This is a genomic window from Gimesia sp., from assembly GCF_048260065.1.
Taxonomy (GTDB): domain Bacteria; phylum Planctomycetota; class Planctomycetia; order Planctomycetales; family Planctomycetaceae; genus Gimesia.
Genome location: NZ_JBLXHC010000009.1, coordinates 1 through 23,771, shown reverse-complemented (window position 1 = coordinate 23,771; position 23,771 = coordinate 1). Strand labels below are relative to the sequence as shown.

Genomic DNA, 23,771 nt, shown 5'->3' with positions numbered 1-23,771 from the left:
AATGGCTTCCACTCGCTCACCTCTTATCCGACAGCGCTTTGTTCTGACAGGGATCACGCTTGTCTGTCTCTGTAGTTTCATTGCCTGGCAGATCATGAAACCCAGATATCTGTTATCAGGTGTTACCAGATCATGCTTCAATGCAGAGTATATCGCGCCTGAAACCTTACTTGCCGTTGGAAATCGAAAGCTTTATGAATTCAAAGGCCAGAACTATTCAGAGACAACAATTCTCTACTCTTCGGAATCACGGTTATATTCTCTGGGAACACATCGCGATTCCCCCGTGAAAGTCATCGTTGGTGATTTAGAGGGTAGGATTCACTTCCCAGAGACTGATCTGGCTCCAGTGAAAGCCATTGGGGGGGTTGTCTTTGCCTGTGGCATTAAAAAATCCCGAGATTCTTCTGAATGCACCATCATCGCCGCAGGACATGACGGCGTCCAGGATATGGGATGGGGAGGAAATGTTCGCCTGATTCGATACAACGGCAAAACGCTTGAACTCGGGAAGAACTACGAATTCGAATGGACGCCAAAGAGCTTATGTATCGCCCGCAAAAGCAACACGATCATTGTCGGCTGTGGTCGTGGTGAAATTGTAAACATTGACCTGGATACTGATACACGCAAAACGTTTCGCGTGGAAGGAAGTGCTAGACACTGCGTCTTGTCGCACGATGAAAATCTGCTCGCGGTCGACGAATACGAGTCTGTGACTGTACGGCGTGTTGCGGACCTTGAAGATGTCATCGCACGCTTCCCCATTCAAAAAAACGAGAAGTGGATTCACACATGTATCCGCTGGCATCCGTCACAACCAGAGGTACTGATGATCGCAGAAGCCGGAGTCGGTATTAAACTGCTCAATGTTTTCAGCCCGGAAATTCAGCTTATCAAAAACCCGAACATTACAGAGCCAACCACGATCTGGTTTTCAGAACACGATCACACTTTCAATATCCTGCAGAGAGACTGGCGTTTCATGACGATGAAACTGAAAAATCAAAATGACCATTGATTCCCCGCGAGAATCGGTACAATGCAAGTCAACCGGCTTTCTACCAACGGAAAGGTAAATGCCATATGGCTGACTTACATAATTGATATCAGAATTATATTCAAATCTTCCTGATGCTCTTATGTGGTATTCCAATGACAGGCTGTTCCAGCGAATCAGAAAATGAGAAGGCTACTTTGGGTATTGTCGGTACCTGGCAATGTCCGAGTCCTGGCAAGCCTCCGCTGAACGGCGAGTGGGGTCCAATGTGGGAAACTTGTGTAATACATGAGTCAGGGAAAATCGAGTGGATCTTGTCAGATGAAGCATTGAGCCTGTGTGCGCTCAAGATAATCGAGTCAGGTATTTTCTCGCAGCAGAGAATTTAATTCATCACCAACTGCGAAGAATTGCTTCCAGTCTGGAACTGTTCTGATCTGGTCCGCAGTCCATGTCTCAGTGCTCAATCTAAACCAGATTCTGCGAATCTCTTCACTCAGGGAAACAGCTTCGCTGTTGATATTCCCCGCAGTGAATAATTTTTGCAAACTGTCTTGGTGAAAGTACGACGTCACATCGATGTCGAACTCTTCAAAGAGCTTGTATTCCAGCTCACAGTTTTCCAACATAATAACCTGTGAATTACATTTCGCTGCGGTCTCCAGGTACAATTCATAAAGTTGCTCCAACGTAATTTCGTTCATCAAACTCACCTTCACATAGATGTTTCACAATGTCAAATACGATTCCTGGATTTGTAGAATTCTCGCAGCAGCCTGATATATCTCATCAGGAACTGGTGTCCCGACTGGAAAAGAGTTCCGGCCTGGGTGTATCTCTGATGGATCCGAGCAAACTATATAATTTTCCAGACAGCCATCAGCCGAGTGACTCTGCGCTGGTATTTCTGATTTCAGACTATCCGCGCAGCAAAAACGCGACTTACCTGATTGACGGTCTGGATTTTGCGCCGGAAGCAGACATTGACTTGCCACTTCGCAGCCGGGATCGTCTTGAGTTGATCCTGTTACTAATTGAGTCGCTGTTCGAGATTTACAATATTTCCCGGCTCTGTGTTGCCTTTAGTGACATGGATCAGATTGAAGCGGTCATCAAAACCAGTCAAGCCAATCTGCGTAAGACAATTTTAGAGGATTGCGAATCCAATATCATGCCCCCCTGCTCTCTCTATGACATCACCGTAGATTGACTCACGTACAAACTGACAATCAGGAACACGAACAGGCTCCCTCCCCCGGTCAGCTGTCTTGATCTCGACCCACAATTTTGCGAAAGACAAAATCTATATCGTCGCGTTGCGACAGCATACCCAGTTCGACCAGCATGGATAGTGTGCGATAGACGGTTGAGCGCGAGCAGCGCCGTTGCTCTACCTGCTTTGCCTGCGGCGACTGGACATCTTCGACCAGATCCTCGGCGGTAAACTCGTCCGGCTGACGGGCGATCGCTCGGGCCACCATCAGGCGTTCCCGGGTCAGCCTGAGCCTTTGAGACATTTCGTGCGACTCAAAGCGTGCCTGCAGTTCGTCTTCAAAGTCCATGCCTGGCTCCCGTCATGAAATCGCAGCAGGAACGGTTGTCTCCAACTGCTGTTTTAGTCTCCTCTGAGTACACCCCCCTTCACGCCTCTTCCGCGACAGGAAAATCGGTATAACCTTTGGCACCGATGGGGCTGTACCAGTCCTGCATGTCGGCTTCAGGCGCAAGTTCCAGGCCTTCCGCGAAGCGATGGACCAGATCCGGATTGCTGATAAACGGGCGGCCGAAGGCGATCATGTCGGCATCACAGGCAGCGATGGCTGCTTCGGCAGACTCCTGTGTATAACCGCAGTTGCCGATCAGCGGGTTGTGGAAGACTTTGCGGAATTCGGCTAGAGTCATCGGCTCACCCAGTTCATGAAAACCGAATCCCAGACCATCCATGACGTGCAGGTAAGCCAGACCGAACTGGTCCAGCTGCGAGGCGACGTAAGTAAACTGTTCGCGATAGTCGGGGGACCCCATATCGTTAAATACGCCATTAGGAGAAAGCCGCACACCCACACGACTGGCGGGCCAGACTTCGGTCACCGCAGTAACGACTTCACCCAGCATGCGATACCGGTTCTCCACACTGCCGCCATACGCGTCTTCGCGGTGATTGGTTTTCGACTGCAAAAATGTGTCGAGCAGGTAGCCGTTGGCAGAGTGAACTTCAATGCCATCAAAGCCAGCCCGTTTTGCCCGTTCCGCTGCGTTTCGATAATCGGCGACGACAGCCGACAGCTCATTGGTTTCCAGCGCGCGGGGAACTTCATGTGGTTCTTTACCTTTCGGCGTATGAATATACTCGGCGTCGATCGGAATTGCAGAAGGTGCAACATGCTTTTCCCCATTATGGAAACTGGGGTGCGAAGCCCGGCCGCAATGCCAGAGCTGCATGAAGATCTTCCCCTCCTGTACATGGACGGCGTCAGTAACGGGAATCCAGGCCGCTTCCATTTCGTCCGTATAGATGCCGGGGCTTTCATTCCAGCCATTCGCCTGCGAAGAGATTGTTGTCGCTTCCGTAATCAACAGACCAGCGGCAGCGCGCTGGGCATAGTATTCCGCCATCAGGGAATTGGGAATCCGCTCTGTTCCCGCACGGGACCGTGTCATGGGTGCCATCGCAATCCGGTTGGGCAGTGTCAGATCGCCAATAGAGACTGAAGAGAACAGATGAGGTGCAGACAGATCCATGAGAGATACCTTCGTGACAGGCCAACGAAATGAGAGCGCCAGGAGAATGTTTTTTAACACCAGTCAGTGTACGCAGCAGGTATCAGGAAGGAAAGGAGCTGCAATCCACTTCGCCAGTAGAGTGTATTTTCGAAGTCGTACGCACAGCCGCGAATCACTCGCATGCATAGCGAAACTGGCAGTTCACAAACCAGTTCGCAGGCTGAGAACACAATGTTCAGGCATTTTTTCACCCTGAAAACGACTCTTAAGCCACTGGCATGTGAATTGCTTATATTACTAATGAAGCACTCCCTGTATCAATTGAGAAGATTAGAGCCCCATGAGAATTCACCGACTGCGTAATGTATTGAAAAAGACCGGTTCCGAATTCGTCGCTGACGAATGCATGGGTAGTGGCGCTGCGATTGCGTACTACACGATATTTTCACTCCCCCCTCTGCTGGCAATTGTGTTCGCAGTATCAACACAGTTCTGGAGTGCCGAGCAAGTGTCCAGCGTGATCAATTCCCAGTTGGGCTTACCCATTGAACAAAGCGTATCTCAAGCTGATGAGAAATCGAACTCGACAGCATTCAGCCTGACCAGTGTTGCGGAACGCGCTCATCCCGGACACAAACCGGAGCATCCCTGGTGGGCGCGGATTCTGGGGATCGGAATTCTGATGCTCTCCGCCAGTGGTGTTCTGGCCCAGTTGCAGGGTGCTTTGAACAAAGCCTGGAATGTCGAACCCGATCCTCAACAGGGGGGACTGATGTCCTTTCTCAAAAAAAGATTGATCTCTCTGGGCATGCTCATCGTTATCGGACTGCTGCTGCTCGTATCCCTGGTGCTGACAACGTTTGTCGATGAGTTCACCCGCTGGATTCAACAGGGCGAACCGACGGGGGGCATGCTGGCAGGTATGATGGTCATCAATGGCATCTTGACTTTCGCTCTGGCAACCTTACTATTTGCTGCCACTTTTAAAGTGCTGCCTGATGCAAGGATTCAGTGGCGCGATGTGTTTGTCGGGGCGGCTGTGACGGCGTTTTTGTTTGTCATCGGTAAAACCGGGATCGGCTGGTATCTGCAGTTTTCCGAAGCAGGCTCCAGCTGGGGGAGTGCCGCGACCTCGATGATTGGAATTCTGATCTGGGTCTATTACTCATCCCTGATCATTTTGCTGGGCGCCGAATTCACACAAAACTGGGCCATCGAATTTGGCAGTGGCCTGAAACCCGCGCCGGGTGCCATCCTGGTTACTGAAGAAAAAAAGTATCACCGTAGTGAAAGTGAAGTCCTGCTTCACAAAAGTTGAATCTGTAGAACCGTTATCCCCTCCATGATCACCTGTATTGAAAGGCCTGTATCATGATTCAGAAAATAAAACGCAGCCAGACATCCCCTGTCAAACCTGTCATTATGCCCGCCAGTGACAGCGTGTACCGTGCGGAACGCGTTGATCGCTTCGCGCAGATTGAAAAGCTGACCCGTTTTCTGGATGATGCCATCAAAGTGCCGGGAACCAACCTGCGCATCGGCTGGGATTCCCTCATCGGACTTGTGCCCGGACTGGGCGATGTGATCTCCACTGCCTTATCCGGTTACCTGATCTACCAGGCGAAACAGCTGGGCGCGTCCAACTGGGTGCTGGCCCGCATGGCGGGTAATGTGGGGCTGGACTTCCTGATCGGTGCCGTCCCCGTTGTAGGTGATGTCTGCGACGTCTTCTTCAAAGCGAACCGCCGCAATTCCCAGCTGCTGAAAAAACATCTGGACCGTCGCAACGCCGGTTGAACGAGGAATTCAATTCTTTAAATTAGGGACCGGCATTTGCGCACCGACCTGTTTCAGATGTTCCTGCAGCTTCTGTTTTAACCGGGCTGTCAGTTCCGGATAGGTCTTTGAGATGTCAGTGGTTTCGCTCAGGTCGTCTGCCAGGTTGTTGAGTTCAGCGTGGTCGTCTTCGTAATAATGGATCAGCTTATACTCACCGACACGAATGGCGGAATAAGGAACGCCGATAAAAACATTGTAATGCGGGTAATGCCAGTACAATGCTTCGCGGTCGAGTGTCGCCTGGGGATCTTTCAACAAGGGAACCAGTGAGAGTCCGTCGACGTTCTGGTTGTGTTCTGCATTGCCGGTAACGCCGGTGATGTTCAGAATCGTCGGATAAAAATCCATGGTGATGATCGGCTCCGCGCAGACAGAGCCGGCCGGTGTGACACCGGGCCAGAGCACGATGGCAGGTACGCGGGTCCCCCCTTCCCAGTGTTGTCCCTTTTCGCCACGGAGTGGATCGTTATTACTGGTTTTGCGACGGACGCCCCCATTGTCGGAAGTGAAAATCATCAGCGTGCGGTCAGCAATGCCACTCTGTTTCAGTTATGCTCTTACGCGGCCGACGGCTTCATCAACGCTTTGAATCATGGCGGCGTACTCGGGATTTTTATGACGTTTGCCGGCGGGCAGCCCTTTAAACTTCTCGACGAGATCGGGGCGTCCCTGAATGGGCGCATGCACGGAATAAAACGAGCAGTACAGAAAGAAAGGTTTATCCTGCTGTCGACGGATGATAGCGACCGCTTCGTCAGCCATGCGATCGGTAAGATAACGATCCTGCCGCTGTGCTTCCGTGAGACTGCTGTCCCATTTCATCGCATCGCCACCATAGGGGAAGTGATAGCTGCGGGGCAGCCCGCGATTGGTGCCACTGATGTTGACGTCGAAGCCGTGATCCTGCGGAAGATTTCCCGCCCCGCCCAGATGCCATTTTCCCACATGAAATGTCTGATAGCCGGCTGCATGCAGCGCCTCAGGCAGTGTCGTGTATTTCTGATCCAGATGCTGTTTCCATGCGGGTGGCTTCAGTGGGAAATCGGTGTAGGACTTCGCCCAGCCGGGAATCCAGTCTGTCAGATGTGTGCGTGCGGGATACATGCCGGTCAGCAGCGCACCGCGTGTCGGCGAACAGGCATTGCAGGCGGAATAGTTCTGCGTGAACTTCATCCCTTCAGCAGCAAGTTGATCGATGTTCGGACTCTGATAGTAATCGCTGCCATAACAGCCCAGATCGGTCCAGCCCAGATCATCCACAAGGAAAAAGACCACGTTCCAGGGCTTTTCGTCTGCAGCGTGTGACGTTTCTGTGACAGCAAACAACGTCGTTGACAGGATCAGAGCCTGTAACACCAGTATCGGCCTGAGGGACATCATCGGTTCTTTTCTCACTCCTGGCTGGAACTCAGAGATCGGACTTGAACGCAACCTGATCTGACCTATCATAACAGGTCGGAATTGAAGAAGCATGCAGCAAACAATAGAAAAAAGATGATCGGAAACAGGAGCGGCAGTGAATTATCAGATTTCGGAAGCACACGGGGAACCAGTTGAAACTGCGGTCACAGCGATTCTGTCGGAGAACTCCCGATCGACTGGGTTTCCGTATGCGCCAGAGCCTGTGAAACTCAAGATTGTCGAGAACGACGAGATCATTGCCGGGCTCGTTGGCTTCACACTCTGGGAGTGGCTGTATATCGAGACGCTGGCAGTTGATGCAAACCATCGCGGGCAGGGACTGGGACGTCGGCTGGTCCTGGAAGCAGAACGCATTGCCCGTGCGCGAAACTGCCATGCGGCCTGGGTCGATACCTTCAGTTTTCAGGCACCCGAGTTTTACTCACGTCTGGGTTATACTCCGTTTGGAACGCTTCCCGATTTTCCCGATGGTCAGCAGCGGATTTTCTTTCGAAAAGAACTCGCCGGGTGAATTATCTGTATTGGAATTGTCGACGACCTGCCGTTTCGGTTAGCATGACGGAAGTCAGATAAACCCGCCGTGAGATTACTGCTCCATTCGAAAGTCCGCACCCATGTATCAGACCTGTTTTCTGTTTCTGCTCTCCTGTCTCTGCCTGATCCCGACGCAGGCGACTGCTGCGACTGTCATTAATGCAGGTGTGGGCGGAAACCGGAGTTCACAACTCCTGAAGCGGCTGGACCGCGATGTATTGACGAAGAAGCCGACAACCGTGGTTTTGATGGTGGGCACAAACGACCGGCTGAATTCAGGCGGGTTCATCAACATTCAGTCCTATCGGAAGAATGTGGAATCGCTGATCGATCAGATCGAAGCGGGCGGCGCGAAAGTTCTGCTGATGACGCCACCCACGTGCCTGCCCGAACTGCTTTTCAGTCGGCATGATCGGAAGAAGTATGACGATCAGTCACCGGTCGAACGGATGCAGGAAGTACGAACGGTGCTGCTGGAGGTGGCCCAGCAGAAGAAAGTCGCTCTGCTGGATTTCCACGATTATCTGCTTCAGCACAAACTGGTCGACGATCAGAAAACGAGCCTGCTCCGCAACCCGGCCAACAGTGGCGTCAAGGATGGCGTGCATCTGATTCCCGCGGGATACGAGCTGCTGGCGAAACTGGTGGCCGAGAAATTGAAAGCGGGCAAGTTCGACACGACGACGGTCGTCTGTTTCGGCGACAGTCTGACAAAAGGTTCTACGAAAGCAAATTACCCGGCGTATCTGCAGGCAATACTCAACAGGGAACAATGACAACAGGCTTGCTGGCTTAGTCAAAAGGAGCGCACACGATGGATGAATTCATGCAGGCAGCGATTGAAGAAGCCGAGAAAGGACGCGATGAAGGGGGGGTGCCCATCGGGTCGGTGCTGGTTTACGAAGGCAAAATTATCGGCCGCGGACACAATCAGCGACAGCAGAAAGGGAGTGCCATTCTGCACGGCGAGATGTCTGCATTGGAAAATGCGGGCAGGCAGCCGGCACGCGTGTATCGCAACAGTGTGATTTACACGACGCTCTCCCCCTGCCCGATGTGCAGCGGTGCGATTCGCCTGTATCAGATCCCCCGCGTCGTCATCGGCGAAAACCAGACCTTCCTGGGAGACGAACGCCTGCTGCTGACCAGTGGCATTGAACTGGAAGTCCTGCAGGACCCGCGGTGCATTCAACTGATGGAAGACTTCATCGCCGCCAACCCCGAGATGTGGAATGAAGATATCGGGGAATGATGAAATGGAACAGACAGAAAAACAAGTTCATTCATCCCGCCTCTTTAAGAAGGCTACTGCGTTCGTTTCGCTGATGATTTTTTTGCAATGGTGTGTACTGGACTTTTATGTTGTGCGCATGATTCCCTACCCGGAACAGGTTCATGACAACGACTGGACGATTCTGATCATACCGATCCTGCCCTCGCTCCTGTTGATTGCATGGTCGAAATGGTCACACAGTCTGCTGACACCTGGTCAGATCACAGGCGCGATTGTATTGGGAATAATACTTAGTATTCCGCTGATTCTGTTTTTCGGTGTGAATTTTCATCTCTCTATTGGTGGTCAGCTTTAATCGGCCCTGAATTTTGATCAAGCACTTCGTGAATGGCTTTCACCAGTTCGTCGATGGTACGAAGACTGGTTGTTGAAAACCCGAAGGGTTGTGGTTCCTTCTGCCTGGAGGTAATGGCCGGTCTGACGACAGCGAACTGGAAAGTCGGCTCTAATTGCTCGACGTGCAGATCACTGATCAGGTCCACGTCCCGTGCCACCTTAAAAACAGGGACATCAAAGAATTGTGCGATTGCTTCTCTTAGCTCGAGTAACAACGAAGGATCTTCCACTGGCCGGGCAGACAGAAACTGCTCTTCTGTTGTATCCGGACTGTTAAGTAAGTTCTTACGTATGTCCTGCATCGTGGCAGAGTACCTGACAGAATCCCGAGTGAAGAGAAGAATCGCCGCAAAAAATGTGCAGAAGGCAGGTATCATTGCCACCCCCAGTCGTTCGATCCAGGTCAGGTCTGGAATAAAGAGTGAGGCCACGAAACCAATCACGAACGCCACAACAGCTAACAGACCGGATAAAATCAGGAGAACCCGCACGATCAGTCTTCTCCTGTCAGACGTACCCTACTGGATAAAAACCCGTTCTTGCTACTGAGTCTGCACCAGCACGCGCAACCGTTTAACTTCGTATTGTGAGGCGTTCGACATGAAGGTCCAGTCACGGGTGCGGCCGGTGCTGTTGCCGATGCCGATGTCTGCCGAGGGGCCCCCTTTCCACTGGTTGATCGCGAAAATCGTCTGCTTTGCCTCATAGTTGTGGACCTGCATGCAACCATAACCGTCTGAGGGCTCGGATGGTTCATCGCCGAAATCCCAGAGGGTCGCGCTGGCGTTAGGAATGTTCTTTGCATTCAAAGGACCATAGTTGCTCGGCCAGAATTCAATGTTGCCGCCGGGCAGACCTTTACCCGTCACGATGCCGGGCACATTGGATATCACATTGAGATTGCTCACTTTCGTTTGAAAGCTGGCTTTGCTCTCAAACGTGGGCACAGCAATTTTAGTGATATCAGTGGTGAAGGCGTCCATGGAGACATACACGTATTGCGTTTCTTCACCGATCTTCTGCAGCTCCAAGAAGTAGGCGATGCGGCCATAAGGCGTGGTAAAATCCCGACTCGAATTGAAAGTGTAATTGATTTTGCTGCCCAGGTTTTTCAAATCAAGATCGTAGACCAGCGTGTACTCTTTGGATTCTTCGACTTTAAGCGACATCCAGTCCCGTTCGGGAACTTCGCCTGCCCGGAACGGAGCCGCCGGCAGACCTTCTTTGTTGGAGAGATTGGGTTCTGCCAGTTTATTCCAGCCAAACCGCATGGCGGCGGCCTGCTTGACTTTGGGGGAAGACAGGATCACCGAGTCCCCTTCAATGACGGCGTCTGCAGGTACGAAGTCAGTTTCTTCGCCGATGATTTCAAACCAGTTCAACGGTTTACCGTCGCGCGACACCAGACCGCTGCCGACGTGGTCGAAAGTGACGCGCAGTTTGGCGCCTTCTTTCTTGAGTGATTTGAAGACCGGTCCGGAATAGACGAGCCCTTTCTGGCCGTATGTCTGTGCCAAAGCGATCAACGCCAGGCGAGCGCCGACGTCCTGTTTGTTCGTGGGATGGATGTCTTTCAAATCGCCGATATCGTGAATGACAACCTGACCGGTGTGTGGAATTTCCAGCGACTTGTTCTGCGCTTCCCAGAAAATCGGTAGGATACTGGGGGATTCACTGCCGTACTGGAAGGGAGCAATCTGTACGTACAGGAAAGGGAATTCCCCCTGATTCCAGACTTCCCGCCAGCCGCCGATGAGCGCTTTCATTTTTTCATAATACAACATGCCCTCGACGTGATTCGATTCACCCTGATACCAGATGGCACCACGAATCGCATAAGGGACGAGCGGATGAATCATGCCGTTATAAAGCGTGGTCGGCGAAGTGTGACTGGTGAGCGGTTGAATGGCGGAGGGATAGGCCGGAGGCGGCGCGAGCGGAGTTTCTGCTTTCAATGCCGTTTTTGCTTCCGCGGTCCAGCCTTCCAGATTTTTCAGATAAGCGCCCAGCGTCGTCTGGTACGCGGCGTTCGCAGGGTTGGTGAGATCCACCTGTTTCTCAATGTCGGCCAGCGCGGGAACCTGGGCAAATCCGGCGGGGGGTGTCCAGGGTTCGATGCGGGTGCCACCCCAGGAGGAATTGATCAACCCGATCGGGACATTGAGTTCCTTGTGTAATTTACGGCCGAAGAAGTAACCGGCTGCGGTATAGCCGCCGACCGTGTCAGGCGAACAGACGGTCCAGGTGGCATTGACATCATTCTGTGGGAAACCTTTAGGAATCCGGGGAATTTTGATGTGACGAATCAGCGGGTAATTGGCGGCGGCTTTCTCTTCTTCGAAATTGTTACTGCGGGAAACGGGCCATTCCATGTTGGACTGTCCGGAACAGAGCCAGACTTCGCCGATCAGCACGTCTGAAAATGTGACTGTGTTTTTTTCTCTGACCTCCAGCGTGACGGGATCGCCGACCTGCTGAGGCGGCAGCTTCACCATCCATTCGCCTTTGTCGTTCGCGACGGTGGAAGTCATGGAAGTTCCCAGTTTGACCGAGACCTCATTGCCCGGATCGGCCCAGCCCCAGACGGGAATGGACTGACCACGCTGCAGGACCATATGGTCGCCGAAAATGTGAGGCAGACGGACTTCCGCCTGAATCTGCGTGGTGATCGAACAGAGCAGTAAACAGGTCACAGCGAGCAGTGAGACACGTTTAGATTTCATTATGATTTCAATTCGTCTGGAGTGATTCTTGAGTTGTTTGCAGGATCAGGAAAGCGGACTTGATCCTGCTTTCTTTTCAAATGATCACCAACTTTGAGAGAGGACGCAAGGGAAACGTCTGAGATTTGCCGGGTTCGATCAAGACAGAACCAACGTGCGCACGGGTGCCCTGAGTTGCGAGAAATGCTCCGACGACTTTGCCCGGATGATCGGCTCGTCGCTTTGTCGGATCAGATTGGGAGTCAATCCACCTGCAGTGCTGCCGTTTTATTTGTCAAGCGGTTTAAGACGGAGCGTGAGGACGACCGTATCGGGATAACGTCCGTCAACACCGGAGGTGATCAATTCGACTTGTTGACGCTGCGTTGCGAATCCCGGATACGATGCAGTGAGTTCATACATCCCCGGAGTCCCGATGAATGAATATCTTTCATTCTGCTGGCTGTGCAGCGAGAGTGTTTCTGCGCCGTTTTTCAGTTGCAGATCACAGCCCGGCAGCGGGACCCCATCCTGTGTGAAGACGTTGACCACGCGGAATCCCATTTTCCCGGACGGATTTTTAATATCGTCGGGAGTCAGGTTCAGGGATTTCGTTTCCTGCGTTTTGAGAGAGACCGGCATTGTCTCGGTAGGATTTCGCACATCCTGACTGGTTAGAAAATAGTTGCCCGCAGGAATATGGCGCGCCGCAAAGTTCCCCTTTTGATCAGGATAAATGTGCGTCAGCAGTTGTCTGTCCTCACTCCATAATTTGAGCGAACTGCAGCCACCCGGACCACAGAGCGATTCGTCCAGTTTTCCCTGCAACGTTGACATACCGTCTGGTAAAGCCAGCGTGACAGTAGCGTTTAACGTTTCGGGGGTGATGCGGATCTGCTTTCGGACTGCTGGAAAACCGGGACGCTGGGCGATTAATTCGTATTCTCCCGGCGGAACCAGATTGAAGACATAAGGTTCGTTTTTATTCTGGCGCGGTGCGAGGATGCCCGTATCCAGACCGAAGGTCCAGACGGGGTTATAAGTCTGAAGTTTGAGCCGCAGCTTATCGGTCGCCTCTGGAGTGCATTTCACTGTGAGCTTACCGATTTTCTGTTCGATGGTGCCAAGATCCTGGGCTTTCGCGAGCAACTGAAATGAGTCGACACGAACCCATTCGTTGTGCTGGTCTGCGACCTCATAGTACAACGTCCGTTTGGCGGGACCGGCTCCATAGAATTGAAAAGCACCATCGCCGTCCGTAATGGTATACGCGCGAAAGATGCCAAAATTCGGAGTATCGCCGGCAAGCAGCAGACGCGTTTTTGACAGGGGAACGCCGTTGACGTTCAACCGACCTGTCAATTCGGGTTGACCGCCCAGGTTGAGTGTGCTGGTCTTACCGTTTTCCGGCAGAATAGCTTGACGCACGACGCCATTCGAGTTCCATTCTTCGGCTCGGAGTACATAACAGAGCTGTTCAGGCAGATGCGCGACAGAGTACTCCCCTTTTTCATCGGTAATCACAGTCGCTAATCGTCCGGCATCTCTAGGAGTATTTCCGCTGTAGCCAAAATTGTCCTGGAAGAATAAGGTCACGTTCGGTTCGGGCTTGCCTGCCATATCAGTAACGAGCCCCTGGACCGTACCGCCACGTTTGAGAGTCACCTTGATGTCAGGGATCGGACTGGCTGCCAGATTGATCTCTTTGACAATCACAAAGGTATAGTCCGGGTGAGTGACTTTCAGGGATTCCGGACCGGCATCGAGGTGCGTCAGGGTAAATTTTCCGTCAACAGTTTTAACGGCACCGACCTCCGTGGTAAACATCCCTGTTGCAGGCGGCATCATGCCTCTGGACCTGGAGAGAGGAATCACGGTGGCACCGTTAACCGGCTGCCCCTGTTCATTCACAACGGTCCCGGAAAGCGAAACCCCTTTTGTCAGTTTGACCTGGATCGGTTTCCCCTGATATTCATCGGTATTGATCGGTTCGCTTAAGGTCTGTGCAAAACCACTGGCGGCGACTTCGACCCTGTAAATTCCCGGTCCGTTCACTTCGACTTCAAATTTGCCATTCACATTGTCGACATCCTGCCAGCGGGGACTCTGCACAAAATTGGGACCGCGCAACGTCCTGATTTTGATCGCGCGAACCTGATATTTTTTTTGCAGCCGGGAAGGATTGCCGCTCACGACGGTCCCTTCCAGTTTTGGTTTCCCCTTGACCACCACATCCAGCGTGATATTTTCAGACGGCGCAGAGACTTCGCGGGGCCCTTTCAACTCAAAATTGGGGGACTGAAGTTCGAGTCTGTATTTGCCGCGCTGAATGGGATCCAGGCGAAATTCTGTTTTCCCTGGCGGAATGTAGATACTGCCTCTCCGTCGCGGGTCGTCCGATTCTGCGAAGATCCAGAAGCCACGATGCTCCTGAGGATCGCCCGAAAAGTTGATCTTACCGGAAAGCGAGACCAGAGAAGCGGGCGACGGGTAATCCAGTTTTAAAGAGAGTGGTTGCTTCTCTTTCAACAGAGAGGAGGAACTGAGGACTGCCCTTGGGGAAAAACCCCTTCCCCCTGAAGGAACAGACACCGTAACGTTATAGACATCATCGACAATGTGAGGCAGTGAAAAGGATCCATCCTTACTGATTTCATAACCACTGGGAGATCTACCGTAGGTCCACCAGTCAGGGAGTGCGATGATTTTCCACCCGGCGGGAGGTTTGCCGTCCGAACAGAGTACCTTGCCCTTCACGTCGGTTCCCTTGCGTTGAACAATCTGTCGCTTGACGATTTTTTCAGGATCGTCGAGTTTGATTATCAGTTTTTCAAACCCATAATCTGGCGAAGAGGTCGCGATCTGGTACTGGAACTCAGACGGTTTCAAGCCGAGTCTCACCTGACCTGTACGATCAGTGCGGTTGGTTTCAGGACTGTATCCTCTGGTGTCCGTCAATGATTTGGCATAAACGGTGACATTGGGCACAGGCTTGCCCTGCTCATCCACGGTTTCGATCTGCAACCGGCAGGCACGTTCGAGTGTGACGTCCTGTACGGTATTCCTGTTGAACGAGAGAACAACGCGCGGACAGTCTCGACTGTGTTCGACCCCCACCCACCGCTGTGATTTGATCATCATCCGGTACTCTCCCGGCTTATCGATCTTTGCAAACAGATAACGTCCTTCCTGATCTGTTTTTGTTTGAATCAGCCGCCCTCCATTGCGATGGAGGAGCGTGACCTCGGCATCAGTCACAGGGGCGCCGGTTGGATCTACAATGCGTCCACTGAGGATGCCTTGCGGCGCAGGTGATGCTACTTCACTTTTTTTCGGTTGTGCTGGAGGCTCTGATTTCCGGTCTGGCTCCTGTTTCGTCGTCGTCGTTGCTGCTGTAGGACCGGACTCAGGTTCCTGTCCCGATTTCGTTGTCTTTGCTGCATTGTCCTGTTTCGATTCCGGCTCAACTGCCGCCTGAGAACGATCCAGCCGAGACATGGGCAGTAGTAGGACACCGGCAAACAGAATCGTTGCGAAACCGACCAGTCCCAGTCTGGCAGACCTGGGAACAGGTCGCGATATAATCCGTCGAATCCGCTGCGCAAGGGGTTTACGCGGCTCGAGAATGCCAATTAACTGCAGGCTGAGTCTGTCCGGAAAAGAGGTCAGGGCTGCAATATCCAGCAATGTGGACGAGTAGTGTTGTGACTGTACTTTGAGTGTCACGAGCACGGCTTCGTCAACCGCCTGTTCGCGTAAGCGTCTGAGCATACTATGCGCCAGCCACACCAGTGGATTGTAAAAATACAGAATCAGCAACAGGGTCTGTAAACAGTTCAGCTGCAGATCAAAACGTTTCCAGTGTGCGAGTTCATGTACGAAGACCTGACGCAGCTGATCGTGGTCGAGTTGATTCAACAGATGACGAGGCAGGATGATGGTCGGTTTCCACAGACCACAGATCGCGGGGCTGCCTGCCCGATCAGAGATTTTCAATCGGACGACATGCTGCTTGAGACCGGACAGCTGACAGCAATCATTCATCAGTTCGAGCAGTTCAGGAGACGCTTCTTCTGCCTGGTGGATGAGTTGGCGAACCTGACGTGTGCGGCGGACGACGAAACCGCACAAGACAACTACAACTGACATCCAGGCAATCAACAGCATAGCCGCGGGATTCAATCGCTGATAGGGAACCGGAATTGCTTCGCGGGTTTCTGCAACGCGCAGCGGGGGAACCGATGCGGTACTGGAAACGGTTGGGGGTAACTTCGCAGGCGCTGGTGTCACCTCGGGAACCATAGCTGGTGCAGACAACCGGTCTGAGGAAAGAGACTTCGATTGTATGGCCTGAGGTTTGAAAGCCTCTGTCGGCTCGACCTTTACTACGACAGGTGAAGTTTCAACAGGGGCAGCTTCGAGAGGCGCTGATGCAACGGGTGCGGTCTCAGGCAGATAGTCTGTCAACCAGTACGCGATACTGGCGGGTGAGTACAGAGTGACTGGCAAAACCAGTTTGATCAGTACCAGAGACCAGAGCCAGTACCGGGTGACGGCACGCACTTTCTGTCGCAGACACAAATCCACCAGAAACAGCACGACGACCAGAATGCAGACCTGCACAAACATCGCACTGCTGAAGTTCCAGTATCTTTCGCCATAGTGATTGAGCAGTGCGGTGATCTTATTCAATGATTCAGCCATATCTCTGACTCCCGATGCGAACTGTTTGACTTACTCTGGCTGCCGATCGGCACGGTTGATGATCTTGCGGAGCTGTTTGATTTCTTCGGCGGAGAGTTCTTCTTCGTCGACGATGAATTGCAGCATGGGTGTCAATGCACCATTGAACGCGCGGCTGAGTAAGCGCTTCAACTCACCACGCCTGGCATTGTCCGGACTGATGGCAGAACTGAAGAGATTCAGGTTACGGATTGACTTTCGGGTCAACAGGCCCTTGGTCACCATCCGATCCATCGTGGTCTTCACCGTGCTGTAAGCCCAGGCGTAAGTTTCTGCCAACGCTTCCTGAACGGTTCCCGCGGCACAGGGTTCGTGCTCCCAGACCACGTTCATGATGACCCATTCGACGTCAGTCATGGTTGTTGACGGTTCATTCGATTTCGCTTTTTTGCCCATCATTTTCTCCTCTTGTACGACACGTGCCGACTCTACACTACATTTGTCGAACTGTCAAGAAAATGTTTCACAGAATTATCGAAAAGGAATTCAGCACTGATGAAACAACGAGAGCAAAAGCGGACTGATTGCCCGCACTCCGATTGCTATGGGGAGTTGATGGTCATCCCGCTGGAGCGCATTCAGATTGAGAATTGATCGCTGCTGTTAAAGCAATCGATCCAGGAACTGAGCGAGCGGTGCACCATAGCGTGCGGCATCGTAATGAGATCGCGCGTTCCAGGCGGCTTCGCGCAGTTGCGCAACCAGCGTGCGGTCAGCCAACATCTGTGCAAGTTCGTCAGCCGTATCGAACTCGAACATAGGGTATCCCTGCAGGTAGCTCTTGATGGCACCGTAACCGTGCCTCGGAATTGCCACGGGGACACCAGCAGCCACACTGGTGATTAATCGGTCGGGAATGGTCAGGTAGAACCGGTCATCGCGGGCACAGGCCTCTGTGTTATACGCGATCAGGCTCGCATCATACTCGCCAATCTTGCGAATCAGCTCTCGCATGGGGAGTGGTGTGAAATGACGTCGATGCGGGTGTCCATCGTCTGTCTCAGGTGAGCGGGCATGGTATAAATCAATGCCCGCATCCAGAATGCTGCTCATCAGCGGACGCACATCGTCGGCGGCAGTCGCCGTGGGGCTGCTCATGTCTGTTCGCCCGACGAAGATCAGATTCGGACTCTCCGCTGTGGGACGCAGTTCACCAGTTGCCTGAAAGCTTTGTGGCCAGCAGGGAGGAATCACAACCGATGCTGGAAAACCGGAGCGAAAGACGCGACCACGCACACACCCCTCGGTCAGGTCCGATGGAAAGATGATTCCATCCAGAAATCGGGCGGCTCTGCGCAGATAAAAGTCCTGACGGAGAATCCCCCCCTGTGTCAGAGCCAGCGGGTAGCAGAGCAGCAGCAGTACCACCTTGACATCCGGGCGGGCCTTTTTGATCGCCAGCAGATCCGGCAGTGGCAGTGTTCCCCAATAGCCAATCACAATTTTCGATTGAGTTTCGTCAAGCGTAGACAGTACGGACTTCAGGTAGGCAGGATCACTGGTTCCCCAGAGCTGATCTGTCAGCCGGGAAATTTTCGATCTCCAGTTTCTCCGTTTCTTTGTCGCTCTCTGGGAATCCGGTAGAGATCCAAAGCCGGCCACATAACCGCCGAGCATCGCCTGCAGACTGTCGGTGTGTTCGCACTGCGTGTCGGTACCGAGTACCGTGACAATGGTTCTCTTAAGCGGAGAACCATCGCTCATGGTTTCATGCTGAGATTTCTGTGATGGCTTCTTAATTACTAACTGCATTCGATCTACTCTGAAATAAGCAGCATTGAAAAATATTAATTCCTGTCAGCGCGGAGATAAAACATCATTGATTCTGTTACAGCAGTTCGGCATTCGTCAGGTGCCAGCAGTTGGAGTCATTCAGGGCTTCCAGTTGAAAGTCTTTAAACTGGGGATTGTCATGCACAAAAACCTGGGTCGTTGAGTTACGCTGGAAGAAACCAAATCGTGAGAGTGTGTTCGCGATCTCTGTTCGACCAAAATAATTGAGGATGATCGTTTCCATGTTGATCTGACGGCAGTGCCTGGTGAATGCTGCCAGCAGCTGCTGGAACGATTTCTGGTCACGATAGAAAAAGTCCTGAATTCCGGCTGCATGGTCACCACCTCGACCGGTATCCCCGATCACATAAACCAGGTAACCCAGCAGTTCCTGCTCACGGTTCTCCAATGTCATGATCTGGAAATGGGTCGACGGTTCATTACAGAAACGCCATTCCAGAAATTCGCGAGTACGTTCGACCATGATTAAATTGTGCGCGTGCTCTTTGAAAAGCTGATAAAATCGTTCATCGATCTGTGCATCATTATTTACCTTAAGATGACGCGGCAGAAATGTTCTGGATTCGAGAGAGTAAAAACGGAGCGCCAGATCAACGAGCGCTGTCGCTCCCTTTCTGAGAATTCTGTTGGAGATATAATCCTTGAGCTTGTATTCACTGCGCAGCGGTTTGACCCAGTGCTGGAACGTGCCAATTTGTTTGTAACGACATCGTTTAAAGACCGCCGCCGCACTTTCCGTCATGCCGTAGATAAAATGAAAGTCGGTTTCGGGGAGGTGAGAGATTAAGGCACGTTGCAGTTTCAGCGCTGCCTGAGCCGATCGGTGTGCTTCATCGATGTTGATGGCTTCAGCCTGACCAACGGCAAAGAGTTCGCCTTCATAGTTCATGCGTCTTCGAAACAGGCCGGTCGATCCGATGAGTTTGTCGGCTGTTTCTTCCCGGGCCAGCCAGCAGAGGTTTTCACCGAACGGATTCTGCTGCTGGTACCAGTTAAACCACTGAGAATCTTTTTTCTTAAGATTCCGATTAATCAGGGAGATCAGTTCTTCCTGATCGTCACTCGGTTGAGCCCGGGTGATAGAGTAACCCATGTTATTTCAGCCTGCTTTTGAAAACGAAAATTACAATCCAGCTAGAGACAGATGATGCAGAAGCTTAGGTCATGGGAGTGGAAAGTCAAATCAGGAGATCTGGCCGGCGGCCGGCCTGCAGACGATATACGGAGAAGCCCTCCCAGGCGATTACAGGGGAGAATGAACAGAAATCTGCCACGCCGGGGTTTCGGAATGGGTGTTATGAGAGGAAAAAGTAGATTTCATTGGTATTTGATAAGAATGAAATCATACCTGCAGTCTAAGATCGAAATTAATTAAACCTTTTCAAGTATTTAGTTTAAGACAAACTCTTCGTAGATATTCTTCAAAGGTGGTCGCGATTTCAGACACACCATCAAAATCATGATCATATATAAATACTTTACCATCAGCAGCCATACCGATGGGGTTTCCTGCATGGTCTTCTGAAATCATAATCCAATGATTGGCATTATCGATTCCCATCTGCCTGAGTTGCTTTGTGACTTCGACCACTGACCAATTATCTTCATCCATTACATGCGCAGCACGAAGTCCGAAAATCGGGTAGGGGCCGACCACTGCGCCACCATATTTCAGAATGAATGCTCGAAAATCTTGTGGGAAGGGGACACCTATCTGTTGCTCAGCAATATCAACTTCTTCATTTGATGGTACTTCTTCAGCACACATGACTGGTGATTCATTAAACAGAGTATCGAGTCGTTCGATTGTATCTGCTGTCATGGCGTTAGCACTCTACCAGGGAAATCTTCAATGAGTCTCGATTTCCACCAGACAGTTCAAAAAGTGTGTAAGGAATACTCTGTGGAAAAGGTCGTGAACGGCTAAAAGATCATGATATTATGCGGTTAGCTCTGTGTAATAACCATTTGAGGTCTTATTCAATAAAAAAATTGTCTCTATGAATCTAGCTCTCATGAAAGCCAGCAGGAGTATTTGAAATCACTCTTAGTTTCGGTGTTCCAACATTTTCTACCAATTCAACAATATTACCTATTCGTGTAGATTTGATTTCCTCTAAAAACACCTCAAGGTTCGCCAGACACTCTTCCACATTTGATATCTTGTGACCGATATCAACAAGTTTCGCAAAAAGATCATTCTCGATCACATTTTTACTCGTCAGTACCACAAGTCCGTATGATACTAATTTACCAGAGTTGCTTCCAAGAAAAGCAAAACTGCCTTCGTTTATTTTAACAGGAACTAAAAAATTGCTTGACCGCTTATCCGGTTGCTTAGGATCAAATGCAACTAATATCTTCTTTGACTGAGCCATATATGATAATTCCCATGGTCTGTATTCAGAATCATTTATTTTATATCTAATTTTAAAGTTCACTCTCAAGAGATTATTTGACGTAGCCCAAGTTTCTTCATTGCGTTATGATCCATTTCAACAAAATAGCTTCCTGAGAGTAGCTCTTCCGATACGACAACTCCCAGAAGACCAGCAAGATTAACATTCATTCCAACAGCAGGCTTAGCAGAAATTCCCCCTATTGTATTGCGAACTTTCTGCGGGCAAAGTACGTATAGTAATCGCCATGAACTTCTTCGATATCGCCGGCATCCTCGTGGCCCTCGCAGCGGCCTTCGCGTTCATCAATCACAAACTGCTCAAGCTGCCGACGACAGTAGGCCTGATGTTGCTGGCGATGCTGCACGCAATCACTCTGCTGTTGATCGATCGGTTTGTCCCGGGGTCGGTCGTACTGACTTCTGCCGAGACGCTCATTGGTTCGATCGACTTCGACCAGACGCTGATGCAGGGCATGCTCGGCTACCTGCTCTTTGCCGGGGCGTTGCATGTCAACCTCAATGACCTCAAGCAACAAACTGCGGTCATCGCCCTGCTGGCGACCGTCGGCGTCCTCGCTACAACGTTCATTGTCGGCGGGCTTACCTGGTTCATCACCGGCTGGCTCGGCATTGAGGTCCGCTTCATCTACTGCCTGATCTTCGGCTCAATCGTTGCTCCCACCGACCCGATCGCGGTCTTGGGGATCTTCAAGAGCCTTGGCGCCCCCAAATCGCTGGAGACCAAGATCGCGGGTGAATCGTTATTTAACGACGGCGTGGGCGTGGTGGTGTTTATTGCGCTCCTGGGCATCGCGGGGTTGGGCGGGCATGGCGAGTCGCACGCAGATGGAAATCAGCAGGAAGAGACAAGCCGGGTCGTTCAGCAGAGCGAACAGGAACAGCCACACGAGGAGGTTCAAGCAGGCGGGGAAGTGACAGAGACGAACGCGAGCGACGTCGCGAAACTCTTCGCCCTCGAAGCTGGCGGCGGGATCGCACTGGGCTTTGTGCTGGGGGTGCTCGCATTCCTGCTGTTGCGATCCATTGATCACTACGCGACGGAGATTTTGATTTCGCTGGCGGTGGTGACGGGTGGGTATGCGCTGGCGATGAAGTTGCACCTGTCCGGGCCGTTAGCGATGGTGGTCGCGGGGCTGATTCTGGGAAATCATGGCCGCACGCTGGCGATGTCCGACAGAACGCGTCAGCACCTGGATACATTCTGGGAACTGGTGGACGAACTTCTGAATGCGGTGCTGTTTGTGCTGATCGGTCTGGAGGTTCTGGTGCTGTCGTTCCATGAAAAGTATCTGCTGGCCGGGGCGCTGGCCATCCCCGCGGCACTGCTGGCGCGATTCCTGTCCGTGGGCACGGTGGTAACCGTTGTGAAGAAGGTGACCGGCCGGGAATTCACACCGCATGCGATTAAGGTCATGACCTGGGGCGGCCTGCGTGGCGGGATCAGTGTGGCCCTCGCGCTCTCGCTCAAGGAAGAGATCCACGCTCAGCAGTCGCAGTACGACAACGTCGGCGAACTCATCCTGACCATGACCTACGTCGTCGTCGCCTTCTCCATCCTCGTCGGCGGCCTGACCATCGGCCCGATGCTGAGCCGCCTGGGCCTCACGGGGCAGAGCAAAACAGACTCGCATTAACTGCGGAGAGCGGGTCACATTATTAAAACTGGACTCTATTTCGAGCTTAGATCAGATACCGTCTCCAGCCAACTCGGAAGTTTCCGCTGAAAAGAGTTCCAGTATGCCTGGCGTCAGACAAACTTTGTTTTCCGGAACCGCATCCAGAACTTGATATACTAATCAGGATTCTGGATAACTTTTTCACTCCAGCTTTTTCTTAACCCCATCTACTGCCAACACGACTCGAAAACCAAAGAGGTAAAAACGGCTAGTTTCGGGCTGATCCAGACGCCTGGAATCAACGTAAGTGACTACTTTGGGCTTGTGATCAGTTGTGAACATGGTCAGAATGATAACTTCAGAAGAATATTAGCGATTTACATTCTGGTTCGCCCTATTCCATTTTGTGGTATCAGGTTAGATGCTGAATGGGTTGGCTGCGTCGGCGCCGGAATTCCAGATATTATCAATCAGCGCTTTCATTGAACACCATCAAGATCAGGAAATCAGGCTGCAGGTATGAGCGACCCACCTCCAGAGACTGACGGGCAGAGTTTGAATATCGATCAGCTGATTGCTGATTTCAAAGCGCGCACCAAGGCTAGTGAACAGTTCTCCTTTGAGAAATTGCTCGAGGCACATCCCGAACATACCGCTGAACTCACACGCTATTTCCAGCAGTGGAAAGAAGCGGAAAATGACACGTCGTCAACGGAAACCAGTGCGCCTGACAAAATCTCATTCGAAGATGCAACTGCTCACACGATGATCCAGGGAACAGGTGATTCAGAATCATCACTCACCCGGGACTTTCAACAACCGAATCCGGAAGCAACCTCTGAAATCGAAATCTCAAAGACGTTCAGTCGCTATGAGATTCAAAAGGTGCTCGGCCAGGGAGCGATGGGAGCCGTTTATCTTGCTAAAGATACGCAGCTGGATCGTGATGTGGCTCTGAAGATTCCCAAGTTCGGTGACGGGAACGGTGTGGATGAAGCAGAACTGCTGGCACGCTTCTATCGCGAGGCCCGGGCGGCAGCAACACTGCGGAGTCCCAACATCTGTCCCGTCTATGATGTCGGCGAAATCGATGGTCAGCACTACATCACCATGGCGTTCATCGAAGGCCGACCGCTGAAGGATTATACGAAGTCGAAGAAGACCCATTCCGAAAAGCAGATCATCACCACCATCCGGAAACTTGCGCTGGGGCTGTCCGAAGCACACGAAATTGGTGTGATACACCGTGATTTAAAACCCGCGAATATCATGGTCGATCGAAAAGGGGAACCGGTCGTCATGGACTTTGGTCTGGCGCGACGCAGTTCGAGTGATGATGTGCAGG

General features: G+C 51.8%; 20 protein-coding genes and 1 pseudogene. 10 read left to right on the top strand and 11 right to left on the bottom strand.

Going from position 1 to position 23,771, the window contains the following annotated elements; translation table 11 throughout:
- The first annotated feature begins 94 nt into the window (after window positions 1-94).
- Both ACN0YN_RS17320 and ACN0YN_RS17315 read left to right on the top strand, forming a co-directional pair.
- Entirely contained in the window at window positions 95-1,021 is a 927-nt protein-coding gene (locus ACN0YN_RS17320; RefSeq protein ID WP_417386288.1) for a hypothetical protein, read from the top strand.
- 712 nt (window positions 1,022-1,733) lie between these two features.
- Window positions 1,734-2,210 carry a hypothetical protein gene (locus ACN0YN_RS17315; RefSeq protein ID WP_417386287.1) on the top strand — a complete coding sequence of 159 codons (477 nt, stop codon included), beginning with the start codon at window positions 1,734-1,736 and terminating at the stop codon, window positions 2,208-2,210.
- 49 nt (window positions 2,211-2,259) lie between these two features.
- Here the strand turns inward: ACN0YN_RS17315 and ACN0YN_RS17310 are convergent, their stop codons facing one another.
- A complete protein-coding gene (locus ACN0YN_RS17310; protein WP_417386286.1) occupies window positions 2,260-2,562 on the bottom strand; it encodes a transcriptional repressor in 303 nt (100 codons plus the stop codon).
- A 79-nt stretch (window positions 2,563-2,641) separates the two neighbouring features.
- Window positions 2,642-3,742 carry an alkene reductase gene (locus ACN0YN_RS17305; RefSeq protein ID WP_417386285.1) on the bottom strand — a complete coding sequence of 367 codons (1,101 nt, stop codon included), beginning with the start codon at window positions 3,740-3,742 and terminating at the stop codon, window positions 2,642-2,644.
- Window positions 3,743-4,064: 322 nt separating this feature from the next.
- Here ACN0YN_RS17305 and ACN0YN_RS17300 point away from each other — a divergent pair, with 322 nt between their 5' ends.
- On the top strand, window positions 4,065-5,042 hold the full coding sequence (locus tag ACN0YN_RS17300) for a YihY/virulence factor BrkB family protein (protein ID WP_417386284.1): 978 nt from the start codon (window positions 4,065-4,067) through the stop codon (window positions 5,040-5,042).
- Window positions 5,043-5,095: 53 nt separating this feature from the next.
- On the top strand, window positions 5,096-5,521 hold the full coding sequence (locus ACN0YN_RS17295) for a DUF4112 domain-containing protein (RefSeq protein ID WP_417386283.1): 426 nt from the start codon (window positions 5,096-5,098) through the stop codon (window positions 5,519-5,521).
- Window positions 5,522-5,530: 9 nt separating this feature from the next.
- Here ACN0YN_RS17295 and ACN0YN_RS17290 read toward each other — a convergent pair.
- A pseudogene (locus ACN0YN_RS17290) lies at window positions 5,531-6,940 on the bottom strand (sulfatase).
- A gap of 139 nt (window positions 6,941-7,079) precedes the next feature.
- Between ACN0YN_RS17290 and ACN0YN_RS17285 the strand changes: the two are divergent.
- The 4 genes from ACN0YN_RS17285 to ACN0YN_RS17270 all read left to right on the top strand — a co-directional run bounded on the left by ACN0YN_RS17285 (window position 7,080) and on the right by ACN0YN_RS17270 (window position 9,108).
- The gene (locus ACN0YN_RS17285; protein WP_417386282.1) at window positions 7,080-7,496 is read left to right on the top strand and encodes a GNAT family N-acetyltransferase; all 417 of its coding nucleotides are present in this window, start codon (window positions 7,080-7,082) and stop codon (window positions 7,494-7,496) included.
- A gap of 103 nt (window positions 7,497-7,599) precedes the next feature.
- Window positions 7,600-8,295, top strand: coding sequence for an SGNH/GDSL hydrolase family protein (locus tag ACN0YN_RS17280; RefSeq protein WP_417386281.1), 696 nt, complete (start codon window positions 7,600-7,602; stop codon window positions 8,293-8,295).
- Window positions 8,296-8,333: 38 nt separating this feature from the next.
- The gene (locus tag ACN0YN_RS17275) at window positions 8,334-8,771 is read left to right on the top strand and encodes a nucleoside deaminase (RefSeq protein WP_417386280.1); all 438 of its coding nucleotides are present in this window, start codon (window positions 8,334-8,336) and stop codon (window positions 8,769-8,771) included.
- Between the two features lie 4 nt (window positions 8,772-8,775).
- Entirely contained in the window at window positions 8,776-9,108 is a 333-nt protein-coding gene (locus ACN0YN_RS17270) for a hypothetical protein (protein WP_417386279.1), read from the top strand.
- Here the strand turns inward: ACN0YN_RS17270 and ACN0YN_RS17265 are convergent.
- The 8 genes from ACN0YN_RS17265 to ACN0YN_RS17230 form a co-directional block, all read right to left on the bottom strand.
- Window positions 9,089-9,640 carry a hypothetical protein gene (locus ACN0YN_RS17265; RefSeq protein WP_417386278.1) on the bottom strand — a complete coding sequence of 184 codons (552 nt, stop codon included), beginning with the start codon at window positions 9,638-9,640 and terminating at the stop codon, window positions 9,089-9,091. The genes ACN0YN_RS17270 and ACN0YN_RS17265 overlap by 20 nt on opposite strands.
- 51 nt (window positions 9,641-9,691) lie before the next feature.
- Complete coding sequence (locus tag ACN0YN_RS17260) at window positions 9,692-11,872, bottom strand: sialate O-acetylesterase (RefSeq protein ID WP_417386277.1); 2,181 nt, start codon at window positions 11,870-11,872, stop codon at window positions 9,692-9,694.
- A 267-nt stretch (window positions 11,873-12,139) separates the two neighbouring features.
- On the bottom strand, window positions 12,140-16,555 hold the full coding sequence (locus ACN0YN_RS17255) for a carboxypeptidase regulatory-like domain-containing protein (RefSeq protein ID WP_417386276.1): 4,416 nt from the start codon (window positions 16,553-16,555) through the stop codon (window positions 12,140-12,142).
- A gap of 30 nt (window positions 16,556-16,585) precedes the next feature.
- The gene (locus ACN0YN_RS17250) at window positions 16,586-16,993 is read right to left on the bottom strand and encodes a BlaI/MecI/CopY family transcriptional regulator (RefSeq protein ID WP_417386275.1); all 408 of its coding nucleotides are present in this window, start codon (window positions 16,991-16,993) and stop codon (window positions 16,586-16,588) included.
- A gap of 204 nt (window positions 16,994-17,197) precedes the next feature.
- Window positions 17,198-18,346 (bottom strand): glycosyltransferase, encoded by a 1,149-nt coding sequence (locus tag ACN0YN_RS17245; protein WP_417386274.1) that lies wholly within the window; start codon window positions 18,344-18,346, stop codon window positions 17,198-17,200.
- Between the two features lie 76 nt (window positions 18,347-18,422).
- Window positions 18,423-19,481, bottom strand: coding sequence for a hypothetical protein (locus tag ACN0YN_RS17240; protein ID WP_417386273.1), 1,059 nt, complete (start codon window positions 19,479-19,481; stop codon window positions 18,423-18,425).
- Window positions 19,482-19,769: 288 nt separating this feature from the next.
- Entirely contained in the window at window positions 19,770-20,210 is a 441-nt protein-coding gene (locus ACN0YN_RS17235) for an SMI1/KNR4 family protein (protein ID WP_417386272.1), read from the bottom strand.
- Window positions 20,211-20,394: 184 nt separating this feature from the next.
- Entirely contained in the window at window positions 20,395-20,766 is a 372-nt protein-coding gene (locus tag ACN0YN_RS17230; protein WP_417386271.1) for a hypothetical protein, read from the bottom strand.
- A gap of 268 nt (window positions 20,767-21,034) precedes the next feature.
- On the opposite strand from ACN0YN_RS17230, the gene ACN0YN_RS17225 reads away from it, so the two are divergent.
- Window positions 21,035-22,444 carry a cation:proton antiporter gene (locus ACN0YN_RS17225; RefSeq protein WP_417386270.1) on the top strand — a complete coding sequence of 470 codons (1,410 nt, stop codon included), beginning with the start codon at window positions 21,035-21,037 and terminating at the stop codon, window positions 22,442-22,444.
- 501 nt (window positions 22,445-22,945) lie between these two features.
- Window positions 22,946-23,771, top strand: an 826-nt coding sequence (locus ACN0YN_RS17220) for a serine/threonine-protein kinase (protein ID WP_417386269.1), incomplete at its 3' end; no start/stop codon positions are given.

What these genes read in the sequence shown, in the direction of transcription:
- ACN0YN_RS17260 (WP_417386277.1), bottom strand. Translation starts at nt 11,872, where the DNA reads ATGAAATCTAAACGTGTCTCACTGCTCGCTGTGACCTGTTTACTGCTC.
- ACN0YN_RS17225 (WP_417386270.1), top strand. Translation starts at nt 21,035, where the DNA reads ATGAACTTCTTCGATATCGCCGGCATCCTCGTGGCCCTCGCAGCGGCC.
- ACN0YN_RS17235 (WP_417386272.1), bottom strand. Translation starts at nt 20,210, where the DNA reads ATGACAGCAGATACAATCGAACGACTCGATACTCTGTTTAATGAATCA.
- ACN0YN_RS17315 (WP_417386287.1), top strand. Translation starts at nt 1,734, where the DNA reads ATGTCAAATACGATTCCTGGATTTGTAGAATTCTCGCAGCAGCCTGAT.
- ACN0YN_RS17250 (WP_417386275.1), bottom strand. Translation starts at nt 16,993, where the DNA reads ATGATGGGCAAAAAAGCGAAATCGAATGAACCGTCAACAACCATGACT.
- ACN0YN_RS17240 (WP_417386273.1), bottom strand. Translation starts at nt 19,481, where the DNA reads ATGGGTTACTCTATCACCCGGGCTCAACCGAGTGACGATCAGGAAGAA.
- ACN0YN_RS17230 (WP_417386271.1), bottom strand. Translation starts at nt 20,766, where the DNA reads ATGGCTCAGTCAAAGAAGATATTAGTTGCATTTGATCCTAAGCAACCG.
- ACN0YN_RS17280 (WP_417386281.1), top strand. Translation starts at nt 7,600, where the DNA reads ATGTATCAGACCTGTTTTCTGTTTCTGCTCTCCTGTCTCTGCCTGATC.
- ACN0YN_RS17310 (WP_417386286.1), bottom strand. Translation starts at nt 2,562, where the DNA reads ATGGACTTTGAAGACGAACTGCAGGCACGCTTTGAGTCGCACGAAATG.
- ACN0YN_RS17245 (WP_417386274.1), bottom strand. Translation starts at nt 18,346, where the DNA reads ATGCAGTTAGTAATTAAGAAGCCATCACAGAAATCTCAGCATGAAACC.
- ACN0YN_RS17270 (WP_417386279.1), top strand. Translation starts at nt 8,776, where the DNA reads ATGGAACAGACAGAAAAACAAGTTCATTCATCCCGCCTCTTTAAGAAG.
- ACN0YN_RS17295 (WP_417386283.1), top strand. Translation starts at nt 5,096, where the DNA reads ATGATTCAGAAAATAAAACGCAGCCAGACATCCCCTGTCAAACCTGTC.
- ACN0YN_RS17305 (WP_417386285.1), bottom strand. Translation starts at nt 3,742, where the DNA reads ATGGATCTGTCTGCACCTCATCTGTTCTCTTCAGTCTCTATTGGCGAT.
- ACN0YN_RS17320 (WP_417386288.1), top strand. Translation starts at nt 95, where the DNA reads ATGAAACCCAGATATCTGTTATCAGGTGTTACCAGATCATGCTTCAAT.
- ACN0YN_RS17275 (WP_417386280.1), top strand. Translation starts at nt 8,334, where the DNA reads ATGGATGAATTCATGCAGGCAGCGATTGAAGAAGCCGAGAAAGGACGC.
- ACN0YN_RS17255 (WP_417386276.1), bottom strand. Translation starts at nt 16,555, where the DNA reads ATGGCTGAATCATTGAATAAGATCACCGCACTGCTCAATCACTATGGC.
- ACN0YN_RS17300 (WP_417386284.1), top strand. Translation starts at nt 4,065, where the DNA reads ATGAGAATTCACCGACTGCGTAATGTATTGAAAAAGACCGGTTCCGAA.